We start from the raw sequence: 19149 nt of genomic DNA, 5'->3' as shown, positions 1-19149 counted from the left end.
ACCGACCATAGGCTGCGAACCTGTGAAATCACACAGCCGGATAGACCTCGGTGGGGACGCTGGTGGCCGCCGCCCAGTGCAACAGGCAGTCACGGGTGTCGAAGTGCCGCACGTCGCCCGCACTGTGGTCAGGACCACCTCCCAGGGCTTCGGGGTCCTGCACGGCGCGGGCTGACCGGGCTCGGTCGAATTCCGAGCCCGGTCGGCCGCGTACTACGCGGGCAGTCGAGCCTCGATCGCGGTGATGATCCGCGGGCGCAGATCGGCGACGCTGACGATGGCGTCCACCGAGCCGACCTCGACCGCGCGCTGGATGTTGTGGACGCGGTCGAACTCCGCGGCCACATCGCCCAGCTTCTCCGCACGCACCGAGGACCGCGTCTCGTCGAGTTCGGCGCTCAGCTCCGCTCGATCGGTGCCGACAGCGTTCGCGACCCGGGATTCCAGCTCCCGCACGCGCGGATCAGCCGCGGTCCTGGCCTTCACCTCACCGGCGAACACCACCGCCGCGGCCGGTGCGCCGCCGAGCACCGAGGCGAACGAACCTTCCAGCGCGAGCACCGTCATGTTCGGGTTCAGTGCCTTCGAGAACACCACGAACGCGCCGCCGTGGTAGCGCGAGATCACGCAGAACACGATGGGGCCTTCGAAATTCACGATGGCGCGGCCGATTTCGGCGCCGTACTCGAGTTGCAGCTTGCGCATCGATTCGGGCGAGCCGTCGAAGCCGGACAGGTTGGCCAGCACCACCAGCGGGCGGTTGCCGCTGGCGGCGTTGATGGCCCGTGCGGCCTTCTTCGACGAACGCGGGAACAGGGTGCCCGCGGTGTAGGTGTCGGGCCCGTCCGTGGACGGGAAGCCGCGCCGGGCCACATTGCGTGACTCGATGCCCAACAGGCACACCGGGATTCCGCCGAGGTGCGCGTCGTGCACCACCGCGGTCTCGGCGTCGGCCATCCCGGCCCAGCGTTCCAGGACGGGGTGGTCCTGGTCGGCCAGTGCCCGCATCACCGTGCGAATGTCGAAGGGCTTCTTACGATCCGGGTTGGCGGTGGCGGAGAAGATCTCGCCGACGGTGGCGAAGGTGCTGTCCGCCAGCACATGCGGGAAGCTCGAGATATCGCGGTCGACGGGATCGCCGGTCGCCGCACGGCGCGGCGCCAGCTCTCCGGGGGCGACGTAGGTGTGGTCGTAGTGCGCCATCAGGACATCGCGGGCGGCGGACAGGTTCGGCGCCCAGTACTGCGCCTGCCCGTTCGGGCCCATCACGCGGTCGTAGCCGCCGATGCCGAAGTTGTCCTCGGCGGAGACGCCGCCGGAGAAGTCGAGCGACTGCTTGCCGGTCAGCACCATGGCCGAGTCGGGGGTCATGACCAGCACACCCTTGGTGTGCATGAGCATGGTGGCCTCGGCGTTCCAGTACGGCTGCGCGCCGACGTTGATGCCGGCGACCACGATGTTGATCTCGCGACCGTCCTGGGTGAATTCGACGATCCGCTTGAGCGCGGCCGCGACCCAGTCCATGTTCTCGGTACCCGAGGCCATCGAGATGCGCGCGCCCGAGGACAGCGCGTACCACTCGAGCGGAACCTGCAGGCTCTCGGCCAGATCCAGCGCGGCGATCACGCGACGGCATTCCGGTTCCGACAGTGCCCCGAGCGATTTGGTCGGGTCACCGAGCAGCAGCACCCGGGTGACACCCTGTGGATGCTGCACGGTCGGCGTGGTCACCACACCGGCGACGATCGCCGCGGTGTTGTGGCCCTTCGGCCGATCGACCGGCACCAGCGCGTGGTCGGCATCGAGATCGTATTCGGCGAAATCGCCGAGCAGCGAGGTCAATTCGTACGGGTACACGGTGTTACGAGCCGCGGCGCGCAACACCTTCTGCCGGTATTCGTCCAGCGGCTCGACGGGCTCGTCGGTCCGTTCGCCGACCGTCACCTCGGATTCGCCGTTGGGGCGGAACGAGATACGCACACCGACCTTGGTCAGCTCGCCGGTCTCGGGATCGCGCTGGCGGGCGATGAGCAGGATCTCCTCGAGCCCGGCGCCCGCGGCCGTCGGCAGCACGTGGCCGCCGATGGTCTCGAGCTCCGCGCGGGTGACATCCATGTGCGGCCAGATGTACATCACGATGCGGTTGGTGTTGAGTCGCTTGGCCGAGGGGAACCGCGACTGGGCCCGACGGATCGAGTCGACGCAGGTGGCGATGGCGCTCTCGGCGGTGGGCAGGGCCACCAATCGGCCGTCGTGATCGCGCAACGCCGCGAGGTCGCGGACCTGGGCGAAGGCGATGAGGCGCTCGTCGGAGGGATTCTCCTTGGCCACGCCGCGGAACAGGTAGACCTCTTCGTCCGAGGACGGCAACCGGGTGAGGTCGAACTTGCGCAGTCGCTCCAACTGCATCCGCTGCGCGATGTAGGGGTGCAGCCCGCGGATCAGCCGCTCCTCGGCCATCCCGGTCACCGACGGACGGAAGGTGAAGTGGTGGTGCATCACCGAGCCGCCGCTGCCTGCGACGGTGGCGGTGATCCGGTGCACCTGGTTGGGCACCGGATGCGCGCCGAGCACCTCCTGCAGGGCCGCGGCCATCGCGTCGAAGTCCTCTGGCTGCGATTCCCAGCTGAGGTAGATGTCGGCGTCGATGGAGACAGCGCCGGTCGCCAATTCGGCGAGCCCGTCGAGTGCCGAGTCGAGCTTGTCGAAACTCACGGCGGTCGAGACCAAGGTCGAACCGTAGCGTTCGGCGACGACGAAGGTGGTGTCGCCGACCTGCTCGGTCCGAACGCCGGTGAGACCCTTGTTGCCGTAGTAGCGCCGCGTCAGCACCTCGAGCATCGAGGTGTGGTCGGGCTTGTCGCGCTCGAGCCGCTGGCCGAGCAACCGCACCAGCGGTTCGGTGCTGCGCACCATCTCGGCGATCCTGGCGCCGCGATCGTCGGCCTGCGGGTTCGCGTCCAGGTAGCTCAGGTGCTTACGGACATTGGTGTACACGCGAGCACGGTTGCGGCGCAGCAGCGGCTGGCCGTACCAGGCGTAGACCAGACCGCGGGCGAGATCGGCGATCACCGGGAAACGCACCTGCGTCGCCGCGACGAGACGCTCGAGCGCCAGGCCGACGGGTTCGCGCAACACCTGGTCGGGCATCGGCTCGGTCAGCCATTCGCGCAGCAACGCGGCGACCACGGTGACGGTGTCGGTGGGACGCTGCTGAGCGAGGAAGATCCGGAAGACCGCCGATTCGAGGTCGGGCGTCCGGTCCAGCTCGGTGATCCCGTAATGGCGCAGCGCCGTACCGAGTTTGGCCTGGTACGACTCGGGGAGTCCGGCCCGTTCGACGTCGAGGCTCTGCAGGTAGGTGTGGAAGTACTCGCGGGCGCTGTGCACGTGGCCGTGGCCGTGATCGTCGTCGGCCGACCGATTGTGGCTCAGTTCGGCGAGGTCGGCGAACATCTGCACCAGTTCGAGCTCTTCGGCGAGCGGGCGCAGGCTGTCGGCGACGGCTTCGCGACGGGCCGTGAGGTAGTCGTCGAGGACGCGACGGTCGTCGTGCGGGTCCACGTCGAAGCCGAGCAGCAGGCTGCTCAGGTCCTGCAGGCCGCGGGCTACGCGCTCGTGGGCGCGCAACGGCGTTGCCGCACTGGGCAAGTCGAGTTCGACGGTGCCGGTGGTCTCGGCTTCGGCGGCTTCGTCGTCGTCGGCGAGGGGTTCGAGCCGCAGCAGCGGCGCGCCCGCCTCGACCTGGGTGCCGACGGAGACCGCGCATTCCTTCAACCTGGCCCGGAACGGTGCGCGCAGCACCGTTTCCATCTTCATGCTCTCGAGCACGAGCACGGGCGCTCCGGCCTCGACCTCGGCGCCGACCTCGAGCGGGGTGCCCACGACCAGCGCGGGAGCGGGCGAACGGACGACACCGCCCTCGTCGCGGCTGATCCGGTGGGTCACGCCGTCGACATCCACCACGTGGGTGGGCCCGTGGGTGCCGGTGATCAGGCGGTAACGGGTGCCGTTGACGACGATCTGGCCGGTGTGGTGATCGAAACGCTCGAGATCGACATCGGCGGTGCGCAAGTCGCCACCGGCCTCGATGCCGACGCGGAAGCGGTGCGCGCCGATCCGGGCCACGCGCACGCGATATCCCGCGCCACGCAGTTTCAGATCCAGGGGTCGACCACTCTCGTGCTGCACCTGCGGACGTCCGCCGGACGCGGTCGACAGCAGTCGATTCCGCTCGACCCGCTCGTCTTCCTCGTAGGCGTCGATCGCGGCCACGGCCAGCGCGACGGTGGAGTGGCGGTGGGTCACCAGGCGGCCTTCGCCGCGCACCCGGTCGATCCAGCCGGTGTCGGCGCTGGCGTCGATCACCTCGGGCTGATCGAGCAGGTCGAGCACGAAGCTCTTGTTCGTCGCGCCGCCCGCGATGACGACGCGGGTCTGGGCCATGGCCCGGCGCAGTCGGCCGAGGGCCTCGTCGCGGTCGCGGCCGTAGGCGATGATCTTGGCGATCATCGAGTCGAAGTCGGCGGGGATCGTGTCGCCCTGGCTGACGCCGGTGTCGACGCGAATGCCGGGGCCCGCGGGCAGATCGAGTCGCACGATGCGACCGGGGGCGGGCGCGAAGTCGCGGTCGGGGTCTTCGGCGTTGAGGCGGGCTTCGATGGCGTGGCCGCGCTCGACCGGCGGCTCACCTTCGAGCTTGATGCCCGAGGCCACCCGCAACTGCGCGTGCACCAGGTCGAAACCGGTGGTGAGCTCGGTGATCGGGTGCTCGACCTGCAGGCGGGTATTGACCTCGAGGAACGCGAACAGCTTGTCGCCGGGGTGGTACAGGAACTCGACGGTCGCCGCGCCGCAGTACCCGACCGCGATCGCCAGGCGCTCGGCCGAAGCCTTGAGTTCGGCGGTCTGCTCGGCACTCAGCACGGGAGAGGAGGATTCCTCGATCACCTTCTGGTTGCGCCGCTGCACCGAGCAGTCGCGCACGCCCAGCGCCCACGCGGTGCCCTGACCGTCGGCGATCACCTGGACCTCGACATGGCGGGCGCCCGTGACCAGGCGCTCCAGGAACACGACGCCGCTGCCGAAGGCGCGGGCGGCTTCCTGCTTGGTGCGCTCGTAGGCGTCGACGAGCTCGGCTTCGTTGGTGATCACGCGGATGCCGCGACCGCCGCCACCGGCGGTGGCCTTCAGCATCAGCGGGTACCCGATCTCGGTGGCCGCTTCGATGGCGTCCTCGACGGTGTCGACCGCGCCCCGGCTCCACGGCGCGACGGGCACGCCGACTTCCTCGGCGATCAGCTTGGCGCCGATCTTGTCACCGAGCTTGCGCATCGCGTCAGCGCTGGGCCCGACGAAGGTGACGCCGATGTGGTCGCACAGCTCCGCGAACGCGGGATCCTCGGCGACGAAGCCCCAGCCCACCCAGGCCGCGTCGGCCTTGGTGGCGACCAGTGCGTTCTCGAGGGCCTTGAGGTCCAGATACGGGCGTGCCGATGCCGGACCGAGGTCATAGGCGATATCGGCTTCCCGGACGAAGGTCGCGTTCCGGTCGACGTCGGTGTGCAGGGCTACGGTTTCGATAGGTAGCCCGGTTGCCGCCGCCAGATCACGGACGGCATGGATGAGGCGCATTGCGGCCTCGCCCCGATTCACGATGGCGATACGGCTGAACACTCGCCGACTCCTTCCATTTACCCAGGACATCGTCCTGCGGGTGAGGTTTGCAACTCCCGGTCCGTGCGCAGTCTGCACCCCCGTGTCCCATAAGGAAACACCGTGCGGGGGTTACCGGCACGTAGCCAGAACTCGGGTGGCCGCCGAGCACCATACAACTCGACGAACGCGAGCGGGCGAAGGCGCCGAGATGACGGCTTGTGGGCATTGTGATGCCGCACAGTTGAACAATCACATTCCCCAAGCGAGTGGACGGCCAAGGTCTGCGGTCCCGGACCATCCACTCACTTCGAAATCCTATCAATCATGTTGACCTACAACATATTCGAGGTGACTTCCCGCTCCTTCGGCCCGCGGCTCCGCCGATGTCGCCGTCACCGGTCGGTCCCCCTGCCCGCATCGTCGGCGACACGCCGTTCGCCACCTGCGCGTCGCGTGAACGCGGGTCGAACCATCCGCTGTCATCGGTTCCATAACTTCGCGCCCGAGATAGTGAATTCTGCCAGCCCGCGCGCCGAATCGGTCACTTCGGCACCTGGGCTTCTACCGTCGGGTCCGTGTCAGAAGCCTCCTCCGATAGCGCCACCCCTTCCTACGACTACGACGTCTTGATCGTCGGGTCGGGGTTCGGCGGCAGTGTCACCGCCCTGCGGCTGGTGGAAAAGGGGTACACCGTCGGCGTCCTCGAGGCCGGTCGCCGGTTCGCGGACGCGGACTTCGCGGCGACCAACTGGGATCTGCGCCGATACCTGTGGGCCCCGCGCTTCGGCTGCTACGGGATTCAGCGCATCCACCGCCTGCGCGACTGCTTCATCCTGGCAGGCGCCGGGGTCGGCGGCGGTTCGCTCAACTACGCCAACACCCTCTACAAACCCGGCGAGGCGTTCTTCGGCGACCGGCAGTGGGCAGGCATCACCGACTGGGACGCCGAGCTCAGCCCCCACTACGACCAGGCGCGCCGCATGCTCGGCGTCGTGCGCAATCCGCACATGACACCGGCCGACACCATCATCGAGTCGGTGGCCGAGGAGATGGGAGTCGGTGACACCTTCGTGCCGACCCCGGTCGGGGTGTACTTCGGCGAACCCGGCCAGACCGTCGCCGACCCCTACTTCGGCGGGGTCGGACCCGAGCGCACCGGATGCATCGAGTGCGGCGAATGCATGACCGGCTGCCGTCACGGCGCCAAGAACACCCTGGTCAAGAACTATCTCGGCTTGGCGGAGAAGGCCGGGGCTGTGGTCTCGCCGATGACCACCGTGACCGCGATCCGGCCGCAGTCCGACGGCAGCTGGCTGGTCGACACCGAACGCACCGGACGCTGGGTCCGCAAACACCGCGCCACACTGTCGGCGCGACACGTCGTGCTGGCGGCGGGCACCTGGGGCACCCAGCACCTGCTGTTCCGCATGCGAGACACCGCGATACTCCCCGAGATCTCGCCGCGGCTCGGCGTGCTCACGCGGACCAATTCCGAAGCGATCCTCGGCGCCGGACGCACCGAGGTCGACCCGGACGTCGACATCACCAAGGGCGTGGCCATCACGTCGTCGTTCCATCCCACGCCGAACACCCATGTCGAGCCCGTGCGCTACGGCAAGGGTTCCAATGCCATGGGATTGCTCAACACCTATCTCGTCGACGGCGATCACCGACTGCCGCGCTGGTCGCGAGTCCTGCTGATCGCCGGGCGCCACCCGGTGCAGACCGTGCGACTGCTGCGCACCAACCGGTGGAGCGAGCGCACGCTGGTCCTGCTCGTGATGCAGAGCCTCGACAACTCGATCACCACCTACACCAAACGAGGGGTGTTCGGTCGCCGGTTCACCAGCAAGCAGGGGTTCGGCGAACCCAATCCGTCCTGGATCCCGCCCGGTCACGAGGCGACGCGCCACGTTGCCGCGAAGCTCGGCGCCACCCCCGGCAGCACCTGGCCGGATGTGTTCAACGTCCCGATGACCGCGCACTTCATCGGCGGCTGCGTCATCGGTACGGATGCGGGCAACGGCGTCATCGACCCCTACCACCGGGTCTTCGGCTACCCCGGTCTGAGCGTCGTCGACGGCTCGGCGATCTCGGCCAACCTCGGTGTCAATCCGTCACTGACGATCGCGGCCCAGGCCGAACGCGCCGCCGCGCTGTGGCCCAACAAGGGCCAATCGGATCCGCGTCCGGCGATGGGCGATCCCTACGAGCGGATCGCCACGGTGGCGCCGAACGCCCCCGTCGTCCCCGCCACCGCGACCGCCGCATTGCGTCTGCCGATCTGGCCGGTCACCGCGACCGTACCGAAGGACCGCTGAACGCGCTGTAGAGAATGCGATGAGATAGCTGGGCGAGACTTTGTGATCTCTCCCGCCTCCCCTGCTTCTCGCGCTGTCACACGGTGATTCGACTACCGTCGCGCACAGCACTTGAGTTGGTTGGAAGGTGGCAGTAAGCGTGGTAAGCACCAAGGCGAAGCTCGACGGGCTGGCTGAGATTCTGGCGATCGCCGCGGAACCAGCAGGTGAGGCCGCCGTAGCCAAGCGAGCGAAGAAGGGCGTTCCGAGCGTTCGCGAGCGGATGAACATGCTGCTCGACCCTGGAACATTCATCGAGATCGGAGCGTTGGCACGTCAGCCCGGACAGACAGATGCCCTCTACGGTGACGGACTGGTGACCGGTCGTGGGCTGATCCATGGCCGGACGGTGGTCGTGATCGCTCACGATCCGACCGTGTACGGCGGGTCGGTCGGCATCACAGCGGCGCGCAAGTTCATGCAGGCGCTGAAACTCGCGTTCGACAACGGCTGCCCGGTGGTGACGATCAACGAATCCCCCGGCGCGCGGGTTCAGGATGCGGCCGGTTCGCTCGCCTCGTTCGGCGATATGACCCGGGTGCTGGAGAAATTGTCGGGCTATGTGCCGCAGGTATCGATCATGCTCGGCAAATGCGCGGCGGGCTCGGTCTACGGGCCGATCAATACCGATGTGCTCGTCGGCACGAAAGATACCTACATGTTCGTCACCGGGCCCGACGTGATCAAGGCCGTCAACGGTGAGGACATCAGCGCCGAGGCGCTCGGTGGCGCGGAGGTGCAGGCCAAGCGTGGCACCCTGCATCACGTCGCGGACGACGAGCAGGAAGCCTTCGACTGGGCCCGCAACTACCTCAGCTTCATGCCGTCGAGCTGCCTCGAACAGCCGCCGATCGTCAACCCCGGCCTGGAACCCGACATCACCGCCTACGACCTGGAACTCGAGACGATCATCCCGGATTCCGATCGTGCGGGTTACGACATGCACGACGTCCTGTTGCGCCTGTTCGACGATGGTGAATTCCATGAGATCCGAGCGGCTTTCGCCCCGAACCTGATCACCGGGTTCGCCAGGGTCGACGGCTATCCGGTCGGCGTGATCGCCAACCAGCCACTGGTCCTCGGTGGGTCCGTCGACGCCGCCTGCTCGGACAAGGGGACCTACTTCATCCGGCTGTGCAACGCCTTCAACATCCCGCTGATCTTCGTCACCGACACCCCCGGTGTGCTGCCTGGCCTCGATCAGGAAGACGCGGGCGTGATCATCCGGGGCGGCCGGATGCCGCGGGCGATCATCGAGGCGACGGTACCGATCATCAGCCTGGTGGTGCGCAAGTCCTATGGCGGCGCCTACGGAATGATGGGGTGCCGTCAGGTCGGTGCCGATGTCAGCTTCGCCTGGCCGACCGCCCGGATCGCCGTGATCGGCGCCGAAAGCGCGGTCGACCTCGCCGCCAAACGCCAATTGGCCGCTGTCCCCGAGGAACACCGCGCGGCGGCGCGCGATTTCATGATCAACCAGTACAACGAGACCATCGCCACCCCGTGGGTCGCCGCCGAGCGCGGCTACATCGACGCGGTGATCGAGCCCTCACGTACCCGCCTCGAGATCCGGCACGCACTGCGCCTGCTGCGCGACAAGCCGCCGGTCAAGCCGGAGTTCAACCCGCGCAAGCACCCGCTCTATCCCATGTGATCAGCCTGCGCGCGAACTGGTTTCGCTCGAGCTTCGATAGAGCTCTGTTGATCCGGACCCACGGTGGGCCCGGATCAACAGAGCCGCGCGTAGATGGCACAGGCCGGAAACATCGTTGAGGTCGAACCCGGTCATCTGACCGATCCGTTTCAATCGGTAGTCGACGGTGTTGGTGTGAATGAACATCAGGCGCGCGGTCCGCGCACGCTGCATATTCGTGGACATGTACACCTCGAGCGTGCGTAATAGTTCAGGATGGGCTTCGAGGGAATCCACGATGGAGCTCAGATAGTCGCGCGCGGGGCCCGGTCGGGTCAGCTGATATTCGAAGGCCAATTCGTGCGGGCGATATACCTTGCTCGGTCCACCGAACCGATGCACGATTTCGACGAGTTCATGGACTTGCTCGGCGGCGTGCGGGATTTCGGCCGGCGTCGCCGATGTGGCCACCGCCCGCACCGGCACCTGTGCCGCCGTGGACAGGTGCACGATCAACTCGTCCAATTCCACCTGGGTGAATTCGTGTGCGGGCAACAGCAGCGTGCCGCCGTCCACACTCAACAACGACAGCACCCTCCCGTCACAGCGGTCCGCCAGTTCTGCCTGCACGCGGCGCAATTTGCGTCGAGCGACGACCTTCGCATCGAGGGTGGGGTCGAATTCCTCCGCGTGCGGCGGCAGTTCGAGTGCCATCACGTGATAGCGATCGGCGACCTCGATGCCGCACTCCCGCGCCATCGTCGAGGTGTTCTGGCCGCCGAGCAATGCCGAGGTCAGCGTGTGCACCGCCGTGTGGTGCTCGCTGTCCACCGATCGCAGTTCACGAACGTAGGCCACCGACACCGCCGAGGTGATCATCTTCTGGGCGTCCATCAGCCGCCGGGCCACCCCGACGACGGTGTCGTAGTCGTGGTTGGTGACATTGGTAATGACCAGGTCGAAGCCGAGTTTGAAGCCCTCGTGCACCGCGTCGTGAATGGTGTCGATCGGGATTCCCTCGCGCGCCCAGTCGGCGGCGGCGGCCTGCACCCGCTCCACGCGCCCCGGGATATCGCGGCCGTCGAGCATGCTCCTGGTCAGTTCCAGACAGACGCGAGTCACCGTCGTGACGTCTCCGTCCAGCGCTTCGCCGGGCAGCGTGCCACACGGCACGACATTCTCGATGAAATGCACCACCATCTGGCGGGATATCGTCCGCACATCCTTGAGGGGGTTCGATACCGGCCGCCCCGAAACTGTCAGGAACGGTTCGATGGAAGTTGCGCCAGCCATGATGAATCCTTCCCACCCAGATCACTGGGCAAGCCCCCAAACTACCGTGAACGACAATCCCCCGTCCAACCTTCGTTTGTGACAAAACGTAAGAGAACGGCGGATCTATGATGCTTTCCGACAAGAAAGCCCGCAGGCCTGCGGATCTACTCCGGGTGCGGCGGTGGCGGCTCCGAACGGAGCCGCGCACATCTTCACCCCGTGACCGGTGCCGCCACCGCCGCATGTATCCGTGTTAGCCGGTCACAGACAGAGACTGACCTCGAGCACCGGAAGCGGAAGAGGGACACACACTTCCACCGAACCCGAGACGGGCGCCGGCGCCGCCGCCGTAGCGGTACCGGCGCCGATCGCACCGGCGGACAATACGATGGCGGCGACGGCGAGCGGACGAGAAATTCTGGAATTCATACGGTCATCCTCATTTATGTTCTGTGAGACATCCCAGCTTCGGGACATCTCGATCAGATCACGAACGTGACACCGATCGCTATCATCACGCACAGGTTTTGACGTTCCTATTCCCTTTCCGCGGGATTGTCATGGATTTCCACAACAATTTCCTCCGCGAATTACTCGCGTTTCGCAGCGCCGTCAGGTATCGCGTGATCTCCTACCGCGCGCAGGGCTCGAGATCGGTTGCGGCACTTGGCGCATGAGCCATCTGCGTGGGCCACCGCCGGGGAGGTCGATCACCGCGGTCGTGTCGAATCCGAGGCGTTCGTAGAAGGCGAGGTTGTCCGGGTTCGTTGTCTCCAGATGTACGGGAACACCGTCGGCCGCCGCTCGATACATTCCCGCCGCGATCAGGTCCTGTCCGTGTCCGAGTCCGCGCGCTTTCGCGGAGACGCCGACCGCCATCAGGTGCCAATGCTGCTCCCGCACGCCCGCCGCGTAGGTCGCCTGTGCGCCCGCGCGCGCCTGTGCGGCGTGTGAACCGTAGGTACGCAACGCTGCGAGCTGTCCGACCGACCGTCGCTCGGGGCAGGATGTGAAAGGTCGCCAGCCAGACCGCGACACCGACGATCGCGCCGGTGCTGTCGAGGGCGAGGTCCACCCCATCGCTGCAATCGCGGGAATCGTCGAGCGAGGATCGAAACGACCGGACGAGCCTGGCCCTGCGGGTGGATTGCTTGGGGTGCAGCCACAGGGTCGCCGGGTCGTCCGCCAAGGCCGCGGCCAACAGTTCGGCGGCGCCGCCGAAGTCCTTCCTGTTGCCGGGGCGAATCCGCCGAGCATTCCCGTGTACCGCATCTCCCACGGGCGGAATGATAATGGCGAGTGGTCCATGGGGCCGCTCGAGCTGGACGGTCAGACCGGGACGGCTCGACCCCGCAGGTAGGCGATGACGCTGTCGGCGCCGCAGTCATCGGGATCGGCGAATCGGAACCGGTTCACCGCGTCGTCGAGTCTCGGTCCCGGGCCGTGGTCGGCGAGCAGAACGACGATGGCTTCCAGGGTGGCGGGTTGCGGATTCGGGTCCGCCAGTAGTTCGTCGAGGTAGGCGTCCGGTTCGAGCAGGCGCAGCGCCCGGCGGGCGTAGGCATGCACGCGCACCGGCAAGTCGGCGCGAATGGCGTCGACGTCGGCCTGTAGCGCGGGGCGCGACCGATGGGCCGGATCGACCCGCAGCGACCACAGCCCGGTCAACTCCTCGCCCATCCCGCGATCGTCGATCAGTGCGGGCCCGGTCGCCTGTTCGAGCGTGGTCGGTGGGAGTCCTCGCACGGTATCGCGCCAGTTGCGGTAAATCCACCAGGCAGTCGGCGTCGCGCCGAGTTCCAGGCCGAATCCGATCGCCTGCTGACCGTCGGTCCAGCTCCGCTGAATGCGGGTGCGGCGGATCGTTGCGACGCCGCCGGTGGTGATCTGCGTCCAGGCGGCGTCCGTTCCGTGAAAGCCGTATGGCCGCAACAACTTTCCCGCCTCGCGTGTCAGGCGGCGTAGCGCAGAGTCCGGTCCGTCCATGTGAGCAGAATAAAGGTGCGCACCGACAAGTTCGGTTCACCGACGCTGAGCGCCCGCTGTGGCCGCATGTCGCGGCGCTCGACCGCGACGGCGGTGCGGACTAGGAATCCACGGCGCGCGCGCCCGTCGTCGCGGCGAGCACCGCGGCGGTGACCTGCTCGGGCGACTCGACCATCACCAGGTGCCCCGCACCGTCGATGACGATCGCCCGCGACGGTGTCAACGTGCGGTTCAGCGTGGCGCCGGCGCGGGCGCACAGCACGCGATTACGACTGCCCCAGATCGTGGTGACGGGTGGAAAGCCGGCGGGCGGCACGAAGCTGTCCAGTTCGCCGAGCAGCGGAATCTCGCGAGAGATCGCGGCGGTGACCATCAGCCGTCGGGGTTCGGTCCAGCTCTCGCGCAGATGCGCGACGATCTCGGCCGGGGCGTTGTCCGAACCGAGTTGTTCCGCCACGAGCAGCCCGGCCACCGGGCCGGGAATGCGAACGCGGGCCAGCACCGAGTCGATGTGCAGCCGTCGGCCGAGCGCTGCCGCCCATGCGGTTCGGGTCGGTCGCAAGGTGGCCGGGGTGAGCGGGCTGCTGAGCACCAGCGACCGCACCCGGTCGGGATCGCGCCGCGTGTACAGCAGCGACAGCGCACTGCCGAAACAGTGGCCGACCAGCGTCACATCGCGCAGATCCCGCTCCTCGATGAACGCGGTGACCATGGCCAGATAGTTTTCGACCGTGTACCCGGTGTCGGGCGCGTCCGAATCGCCGTATCCGATGAGGTCGATCGCGAAGACCCGATGGTTGCGCTTCAGTGCGTCGAATTGCGCACGCCAGATGTGGCGGTCGCCGCCGAGGTTGTGCAGGAAGACGATCGGCGGCCCCGCACCCGCCTCGTCATAGGCGATCGAGGTTCCGCGAAAGTCGAAATGCCGCATCCCGGGGCTTCCTTCCAGTGGCAGCCACGTGACCACGTCGTCGTGGTCTCACCACGGTAGCGCCGATACCCGCGAGCGGGATGGCGGTCGGCATCAATCCAGACAGAACTCGTTGCCCTCGGGATCGGTCATCACGATCCATCCCGCACTCATCGGCGGCTCGGGTTCGAAGCGCTCGACCCGCTTGCCGCCCAGCGCGACCAGCCGCTCGCACTCGGTCTCGAGGGCCGCCATCCGCTCGTCGCCCTGCAACCCGGGCGCCGCCCGAACGTCGAGATGCACCCGATTCTTGGCGACCTTGCCCTCCGGCACCTGCTGGAAGAACACCCGAGGGCCGTGCCCCTCCGGATCCTCGATGGCCGACTTCGAGTTCCGCTCTTCGGCCGGAACACCGATCCGCGCGAGAAACTGGTCCCACACGACCAGCGGGTCGACCCCGGCAGGGACCTCGACTCCGGGTGGCCCCGGATGCACATAACCCAGCGCGTCACGCCAGAAGGTCGACAGCGCGGCCGGGTCGTGCGCGTCGAAGGTGATCTGAATATGGCGGCTCATCATGACTCCGTTCATGGCGGCTGAACACAGGTGGGAGACCTTTCCGTCACCGTATGTCAGGGGTCCGACAATCTGCCGCGATGGTTGCCGGGGCCGGTGATTCGCCCAGTCCGAATCTGTCGTGGACGGTCTTCATCCACGCCGGCGCCCACCAGCAGTCGTCGCCGAGCAGTTTCATCGTCGCGGGAACGAGGAGCATGCGCAGCACGGTGGCGTCGATGATGAGCGCGGCGATCATGCCGTAGGCGACGTATTGCATCAGGACCAGGTCCGAGAACGCGAAGGCGCCGGTGACCACGAGCAGGATCAAGGCGGCGGCGGTGATGATGCGGCCGGTGTGCGCGGTGCCGATACGGACCGCCTCGGTGGTGGTGGCGCCCTTGGCCCGCGCTTCGACCATGCGCGAGAGCAGGAAGACCTCGTAGTCGGTGGACAAGCCGTAGATGATCGCGATGATCATCACCAGCATGTTGGCCTGAATGGGTTGCGGGGTGAAGTTCAGCGGGCCCGCGCCGTGACCGTCGATGAAGATCCAGGTGAGGATACCCAGCGTCGAGCCGAGGCCCAGAGCGCTCATGAGGGCGGCCTTGATCGGCAGGATCAGCGAACCGAAGGTCAAGAACATCAGCAGCGTGGTGACGAGCAGGACGAGGGCGATCATCCACGGCATGCGCTCGAGCAACGCGTCGAAGCTGTCCTTCTGGATGGCGGGGACGCCACCGACGAGCATCCGCACGCCGTCGGGCAGTTCGATGTCGCGGAGATAGTCGATGGTGGCGTCGGCGGAATCGGAGTCCGCGAGTGTCGTTTTGGTGCGGTACACATCCGACTGCACCGGCGACCGCGACGGCAGTTCGAACTTCGCCGCCAGACCGGGCGCTTGATTGGCCAGTTTCAGGGCGGCGCCGATCGCGACGCTGTCGCCGGAGACGAAGATCAGGTCGATCGGATCGGATCTGCGGCCCGGGAAGGTCGCGTCGATCTGCTCCTGCGCGACGCGAGTGCTGTTGTCCGGCGGCAGATATCGTTCGCTGAAGCCACCGAAGGCGAGATTGCGAGCAGGCAGGATCAACAGCACCAACACCACGCACAGCACCCCCGCCACCTTCACCGGATGCTTCATCACCCACTGGGTGCTGCGGCCCCAGAAACCGTTCTCCACCTCGTGCGCGGATTTCGTTCGCCGAAGCCGCCTACTTCCCCACATGTCCACGCGCGCCCCGAGAATCGCGAGCATCGCGGGCAGCAAGGTGATGGCGGTGAGCGCGGCCAGCGACACGGTCGCGATGGCTCCATAGGCGATGGATTTCAGGAACCCCTGCGGGAACAGCAGCATGCCGCCCGCGCTGGCGATGATCATCGTCGCGGAGAACACCACGGTGCGCCCCGCCGTCGTCATCGTGCGCCGTACCGCCGCCGCGGCGGCGTGGCCCTCGGCGAGTTCTTCGCGGAAGCGACTCACGATGAACAGCCCGTAGTCGATGGCCAATCCCGCACCGATCATCGAAACAACCGGCGCGACAAAAGAGTTCACCTCGGTGACGTAGGTGAAGGTGCGCACGATCCCGCTCGCGCCCAGCATCGTCAGCCCGCCGACGATCAATGGCAACGCGGCAGCGACCACACCGCCGAAGATGAAGAACAGCAGCAGCGCGACCACCGGAAACGCGAGGAATTCCATCCGGCGGATGTCGTCGGCCAGGGTGTCGTTGAGCGTTCCCGCCACCGGTTGCAGGCCGCCCACCTGCACATCGACCCCGGGAATCGCGAAGGCGTCCTTCGCCTTTCTGGTGTTGCGCAGCATCTCGGTGTCGTTGTCGCCGACGATCGCGACAGCGGCCACAGCACGGGTGCGGTCGGATGTGGCGAACAGGGAACCGCTCGCCCGACCGGTTTCCGTCTGCCAGTAGGCCCCGTTGACGCCGGCAATCACCCCGGAGTACGCCTGCGGCAGGCTGTTGAGATTGTCGACGATCTTGCGGCTGAATTCGGGATCGTCGACGGTCTTGCCGGGCGGCGCGGTGTAGAGCACGACCACGTCGAGGTCGTGATTGCGACCGAACGCACTGTCCGCCAAGCGCCCCGCCAGCGCCGATTCCGAGCCGGGGTCGTCCATGCCACCGGAACTCAGCTCGTCGTGCAGCCCGAGCCCGTACCCGCCGAGCCCGAGCAGTGCGGCCACCACCACGCCGAGCACACCGAACCGGAACCGATAGACCACATCCCCCCAGCGCGTGAACACTAGCTCGTCGTCCGTTCGTCGGCTCCGAGTGCAATCTTCAAGAGGCCGCATCCTTTCAGGTGGTCCGCCCGATGTGCCTCCCACCAAAAGTACCGCCTCCCCGCTAGTTTCCATGGAGCGATTTATATTCCTTGACAGGAATATTCACTGGAGTGAATACTCAGATCATGGACGCGGTCGCATCAGCTCTCGGAGACGGCGCACGGTGGCGCATCGTCGAACTCCTCGCAGAGCACCCCCGCTCGGTCGGCGAACTGGCCGACCTGACCGGTTTGCGGCAGCCCCAAACCACCAAGCACCTGCAAACATTGGCGCGGGCCGGGCTCGTCACGGCCTTTCCACTGGGGCAACGTCGCGTCTACGCCGTCGAGTCGGCACCGCTACAGGAACTCGCGAGCAGACTCACCGACCTGGTCGCAACCATCTCCACTCATGCGGACGAGCGCGCGGTCATCGAGCGATACCGCGCCGCTATCGAGGCGGAATCGCTTGCCGCGCAACGGGATCGCTGGGCGGACGGGCGGAAATTCACCTTCGAGCGCGAGCTGACCGCGTCCCGGGATCTCGTCTGGCAGCACTGGTCAGATCCGACCCTGCTCCGATCCTGGTGGGCCCCAGCGTCGATGACGATCACGCACTGCGTCATCGAGCCGAAGAAGGGCGGTCGCGCCGCACTGGACTACCGCGATGCCGAAGGACGGCGATACCGCTCCGAGGGGCGAGTCACGGCCGTGAGGAGACCGGGCCACCTCGAGTTCGACCTCTCGGTGCTCGATGCGGCGGGCGCCGTCTCCTTCACCGGCCACTACACCCTGACCCTCGAGCAGCGGTCCGGCGCCACCCGCCTGAGCCTCGACCTGACCATCACCGAAACCACCGTCGAGGCCGTCCCCTACATCGCCGGCATCGAAACCGGCTGGAGCCGAGTCCTCGACAACCTCGCCGACACACTCCCCCACAGCAAGGAACAGCCATGACCGAGCGCACTGTGACCGCGAATATCGGCCTCACCCTCGACGGACGCTACAACGGCCCCGGCGGCCCCGGCGACATGCAGGCGATCGTCCGCTACGCCACCACCGAGGTCGCCCGCGATCACCTCACCCGCATCTGGGAGGGCGCGACGACGGCGCTGCTCGGCCGGGTCAATGCCGAAGGCTTCCTGGGGTTCTGGCCGACGGTCGCCGCCGACGAGAACGCCGACCCGCGCGACCGCGCCTACGCGAAATGGCTGGTCGACACCGAGAAGGTCGTGTTGTCGACCACGCTCACCGAGTCGCCGTGGGAGCGCACCCGCATCGCGAACGCACCGGCCGCCGACGTCGTCACCGCACTGAAAGCCACCGGTACGGGTGACATTCTCGTCAACAGCAGCCCGACCGTGATCAAGGATCTGCTCGCGGCGGACCTGATCGACCGACTGCACCTGCTGCTGTGCCCCGAGATCGCCGGCGACGGACAGCGACTGTTCGACGACGGCCTACCCGGCTCGCGGTGGACGCTCACCCGTCACGAGGTCGGCGAACTGGGCGAGACGGCCCTGACCTACGACCGCGCGCGCTGATCGACACCGACCTCACGCAGCGCGGTGACCAGGAAGTCGTTGACCGCGTCGGTTCGCTCGAGGTGCACGAGATGGCCCGCACCCGGAAGTTCCACTACCGCACGGAGATCGGTGACATTCGCCCGCAGCGTGGCAAGCGGGTCGCGGCCGCTGAAGCCCTCCATGTCGGGGTCGTTCTCGCCGTAGAGGAAGTAGGTCGGGACCTCGATCCGGGCATCGGCGAACGGCTCGGCGAGTTCCCAGTTGCGGTCCAGATTGCGGTACCAGTTCAATCCCCCGGTGAAGCCGGTCCGCTCGAAGTCCGTGGCGATGGTGTCGAATTCACTGTCACTGAGCCAGGTCCACGGCAGTGCGGGCGCCTGGGGCAGCACATCCAGATAGCCGAGCCCCGGCGGGTTCTTCCAGGTGTCGAGATAGTGGTAGTCCCCGGAGAGCGAGAAGTAGACGCGGGACAGGAATTCCCTCGGCCGCGCGGCGAGTTCGACATCGGCGACGCCGGGCTCCTGGAAGTAGGACAGGTGCAGGAAATGGCGTTGGGCGGCCTTCGTCCAGAAGGCCGACGGCGGACGCGGCGGGCGCGGCGAGTACGGATTGTTCAGCACCACCAGCGCTTCGACGCGTTCGGGAGCGCGCAGCGCCAGCTCCCACACCAGTTGGGCACCGAAATCGAGGCCGACGAACACAGCCTTGTCGGCGCCGATGTCGTCGAGCAGCGCCAGGAGGTCACCGATCACGGCCTCGTTGGTGTACGCGGCGACCTCAGCGGGCGCCTCGGTTCGACCGTAGCCGCGAAGGTCGGGCGCGATGGCCCGGAATCCCGCCTCGGCCACGGCCGCTATCTGCCGGTGCCAGATAAACCCCGTGTGCGGAAATCCATGACAGAACACCACCGGGTAGCCCTGCCCCTGCTCGGTGACATGCATCCTGATTTCGCCTGTATCGAGA

12 protein-coding genes are annotated in these 19149 nt (G+C 67.0%); 4 read left to right on the top strand and 8 right to left on the bottom strand.

Annotated elements, in window-relative coordinates:
• Window positions 1–213: 213 nt before the first annotated feature.
• Window positions 214–5676, bottom strand: coding sequence for an ATP-binding protein (locus tag QX204_RS09210; protein WP_301906164.1), 5463 nt, complete (start codon window positions 5674–5676; stop codon window positions 214–216).
• A 557-nt stretch (window positions 5677–6233) separates the two neighbouring features.
• Between QX204_RS09210 and QX204_RS09205 the strand changes: the two genes are divergently transcribed.
• Together QX204_RS09205 and QX204_RS09200 are read left to right on the top strand one after the other, a co-directional pair.
• The gene (locus QX204_RS09205; protein ID WP_301906163.1) at window positions 6234–7979 is read left to right on the top strand and encodes an FAD-dependent oxidoreductase; all 1746 of its coding nucleotides are present in this window, start codon (window positions 6234–6236) and stop codon (window positions 7977–7979) included.
• Window positions 7980–8118: 139 nt separating this feature from the next.
• Window positions 8119–9672, top strand: a complete 1554-nt coding sequence (locus QX204_RS09200) for an acyl-CoA carboxylase subunit beta (protein WP_301906162.1) — start codon at window positions 8119–8121, stop codon at window positions 9670–9672.
• Here QX204_RS09200 and QX204_RS09195 read toward each other — a convergent pair whose 3' ends face one another.
• From QX204_RS09195 to QX204_RS09170, 6 genes are all read right to left on the bottom strand, one after another.
• Entirely contained in the window at window positions 9673–10944 is a 1272-nt protein-coding gene (locus tag QX204_RS09195; RefSeq protein ID WP_301906161.1) for a PucR family transcriptional regulator, read from the bottom strand.
• Window positions 10945–11538: 594 nt separating this feature from the next.
• Window positions 11539–11895 carry a GNAT family N-acetyltransferase gene (locus QX204_RS09190; RefSeq protein WP_301906160.1) on the bottom strand — a complete coding sequence of 119 codons (357 nt, stop codon included), beginning with the start codon at window positions 11893–11895 and terminating at the stop codon, window positions 11539–11541.
• Window positions 11896–12255: 360 nt separating this feature from the next.
• The gene (locus QX204_RS09185; protein WP_301906159.1) at window positions 12256–12912 is read right to left on the bottom strand and encodes a hypothetical protein; all 657 of its coding nucleotides are present in this window, start codon (window positions 12910–12912) and stop codon (window positions 12256–12258) included.
• Window positions 12913–13012: 100 nt separating this feature from the next.
• On the bottom strand, window positions 13013–13843 hold the full coding sequence (locus QX204_RS09180) for an alpha/beta fold hydrolase (RefSeq protein ID WP_301906158.1): 831 nt from the start codon (window positions 13841–13843) through the stop codon (window positions 13013–13015).
• 93 nt (window positions 13844–13936) lie between these two features.
• A complete protein-coding gene (locus QX204_RS09175; protein ID WP_056823283.1) occupies window positions 13937–14398 on the bottom strand; it encodes a VOC family protein in 462 nt (153 codons plus the stop codon).
• Window positions 14399–14444: 46 nt separating this feature from the next.
• Window positions 14445–16619 carry an MMPL family transporter gene (locus QX204_RS09170; RefSeq protein WP_367620169.1) on the bottom strand — a complete coding sequence of 725 codons (2175 nt, stop codon included), beginning with the start codon at window positions 16617–16619 and terminating at the stop codon, window positions 14445–14447.
• A gap of 173 nt (window positions 16620–16792) precedes the next feature.
• Between QX204_RS09170 and QX204_RS09165 the strand changes: the two genes are divergently transcribed.
• Window positions 16793–17617: a metalloregulator ArsR/SmtB family transcription factor gene (locus tag QX204_RS09165; protein ID WP_301906157.1), complete on the top strand. Its 825-nt coding sequence runs from the start codon at window positions 16793–16795 to the stop codon at window positions 17615–17617.
• Entirely contained in the window at window positions 17614–18204 is a 591-nt protein-coding gene (locus QX204_RS09160) for a dihydrofolate reductase family protein (RefSeq protein ID WP_301906156.1), read from the top strand. The genes QX204_RS09165 and QX204_RS09160 overlap by 4 nt, the downstream gene beginning before the upstream one ends.
• On the opposite strand, the gene QX204_RS09155 is transcribed toward QX204_RS09160, so the two are convergent.
• Entirely contained in the window at window positions 18186–19127 is a 942-nt protein-coding gene (locus QX204_RS09155; RefSeq protein WP_301906155.1) for an alpha/beta fold hydrolase, read from the bottom strand. The genes QX204_RS09160 and QX204_RS09155 overlap by 19 nt on opposite strands.
• Between the last annotated feature and the right edge of the window lie 22 nt (window positions 19128–19149).

Source organism: Nocardia sp. PE-7 (assembly GCF_030486425.1).
Classification (GTDB): Bacteria; Actinomycetota; Actinomycetes; order Mycobacteriales; family Mycobacteriaceae; genus Nocardia; species Nocardia salmonicida_A.
Note: the sequence above shows the minus strand (reverse complement) of the source record. Positions and strands in the feature narration are given on the sequence as shown.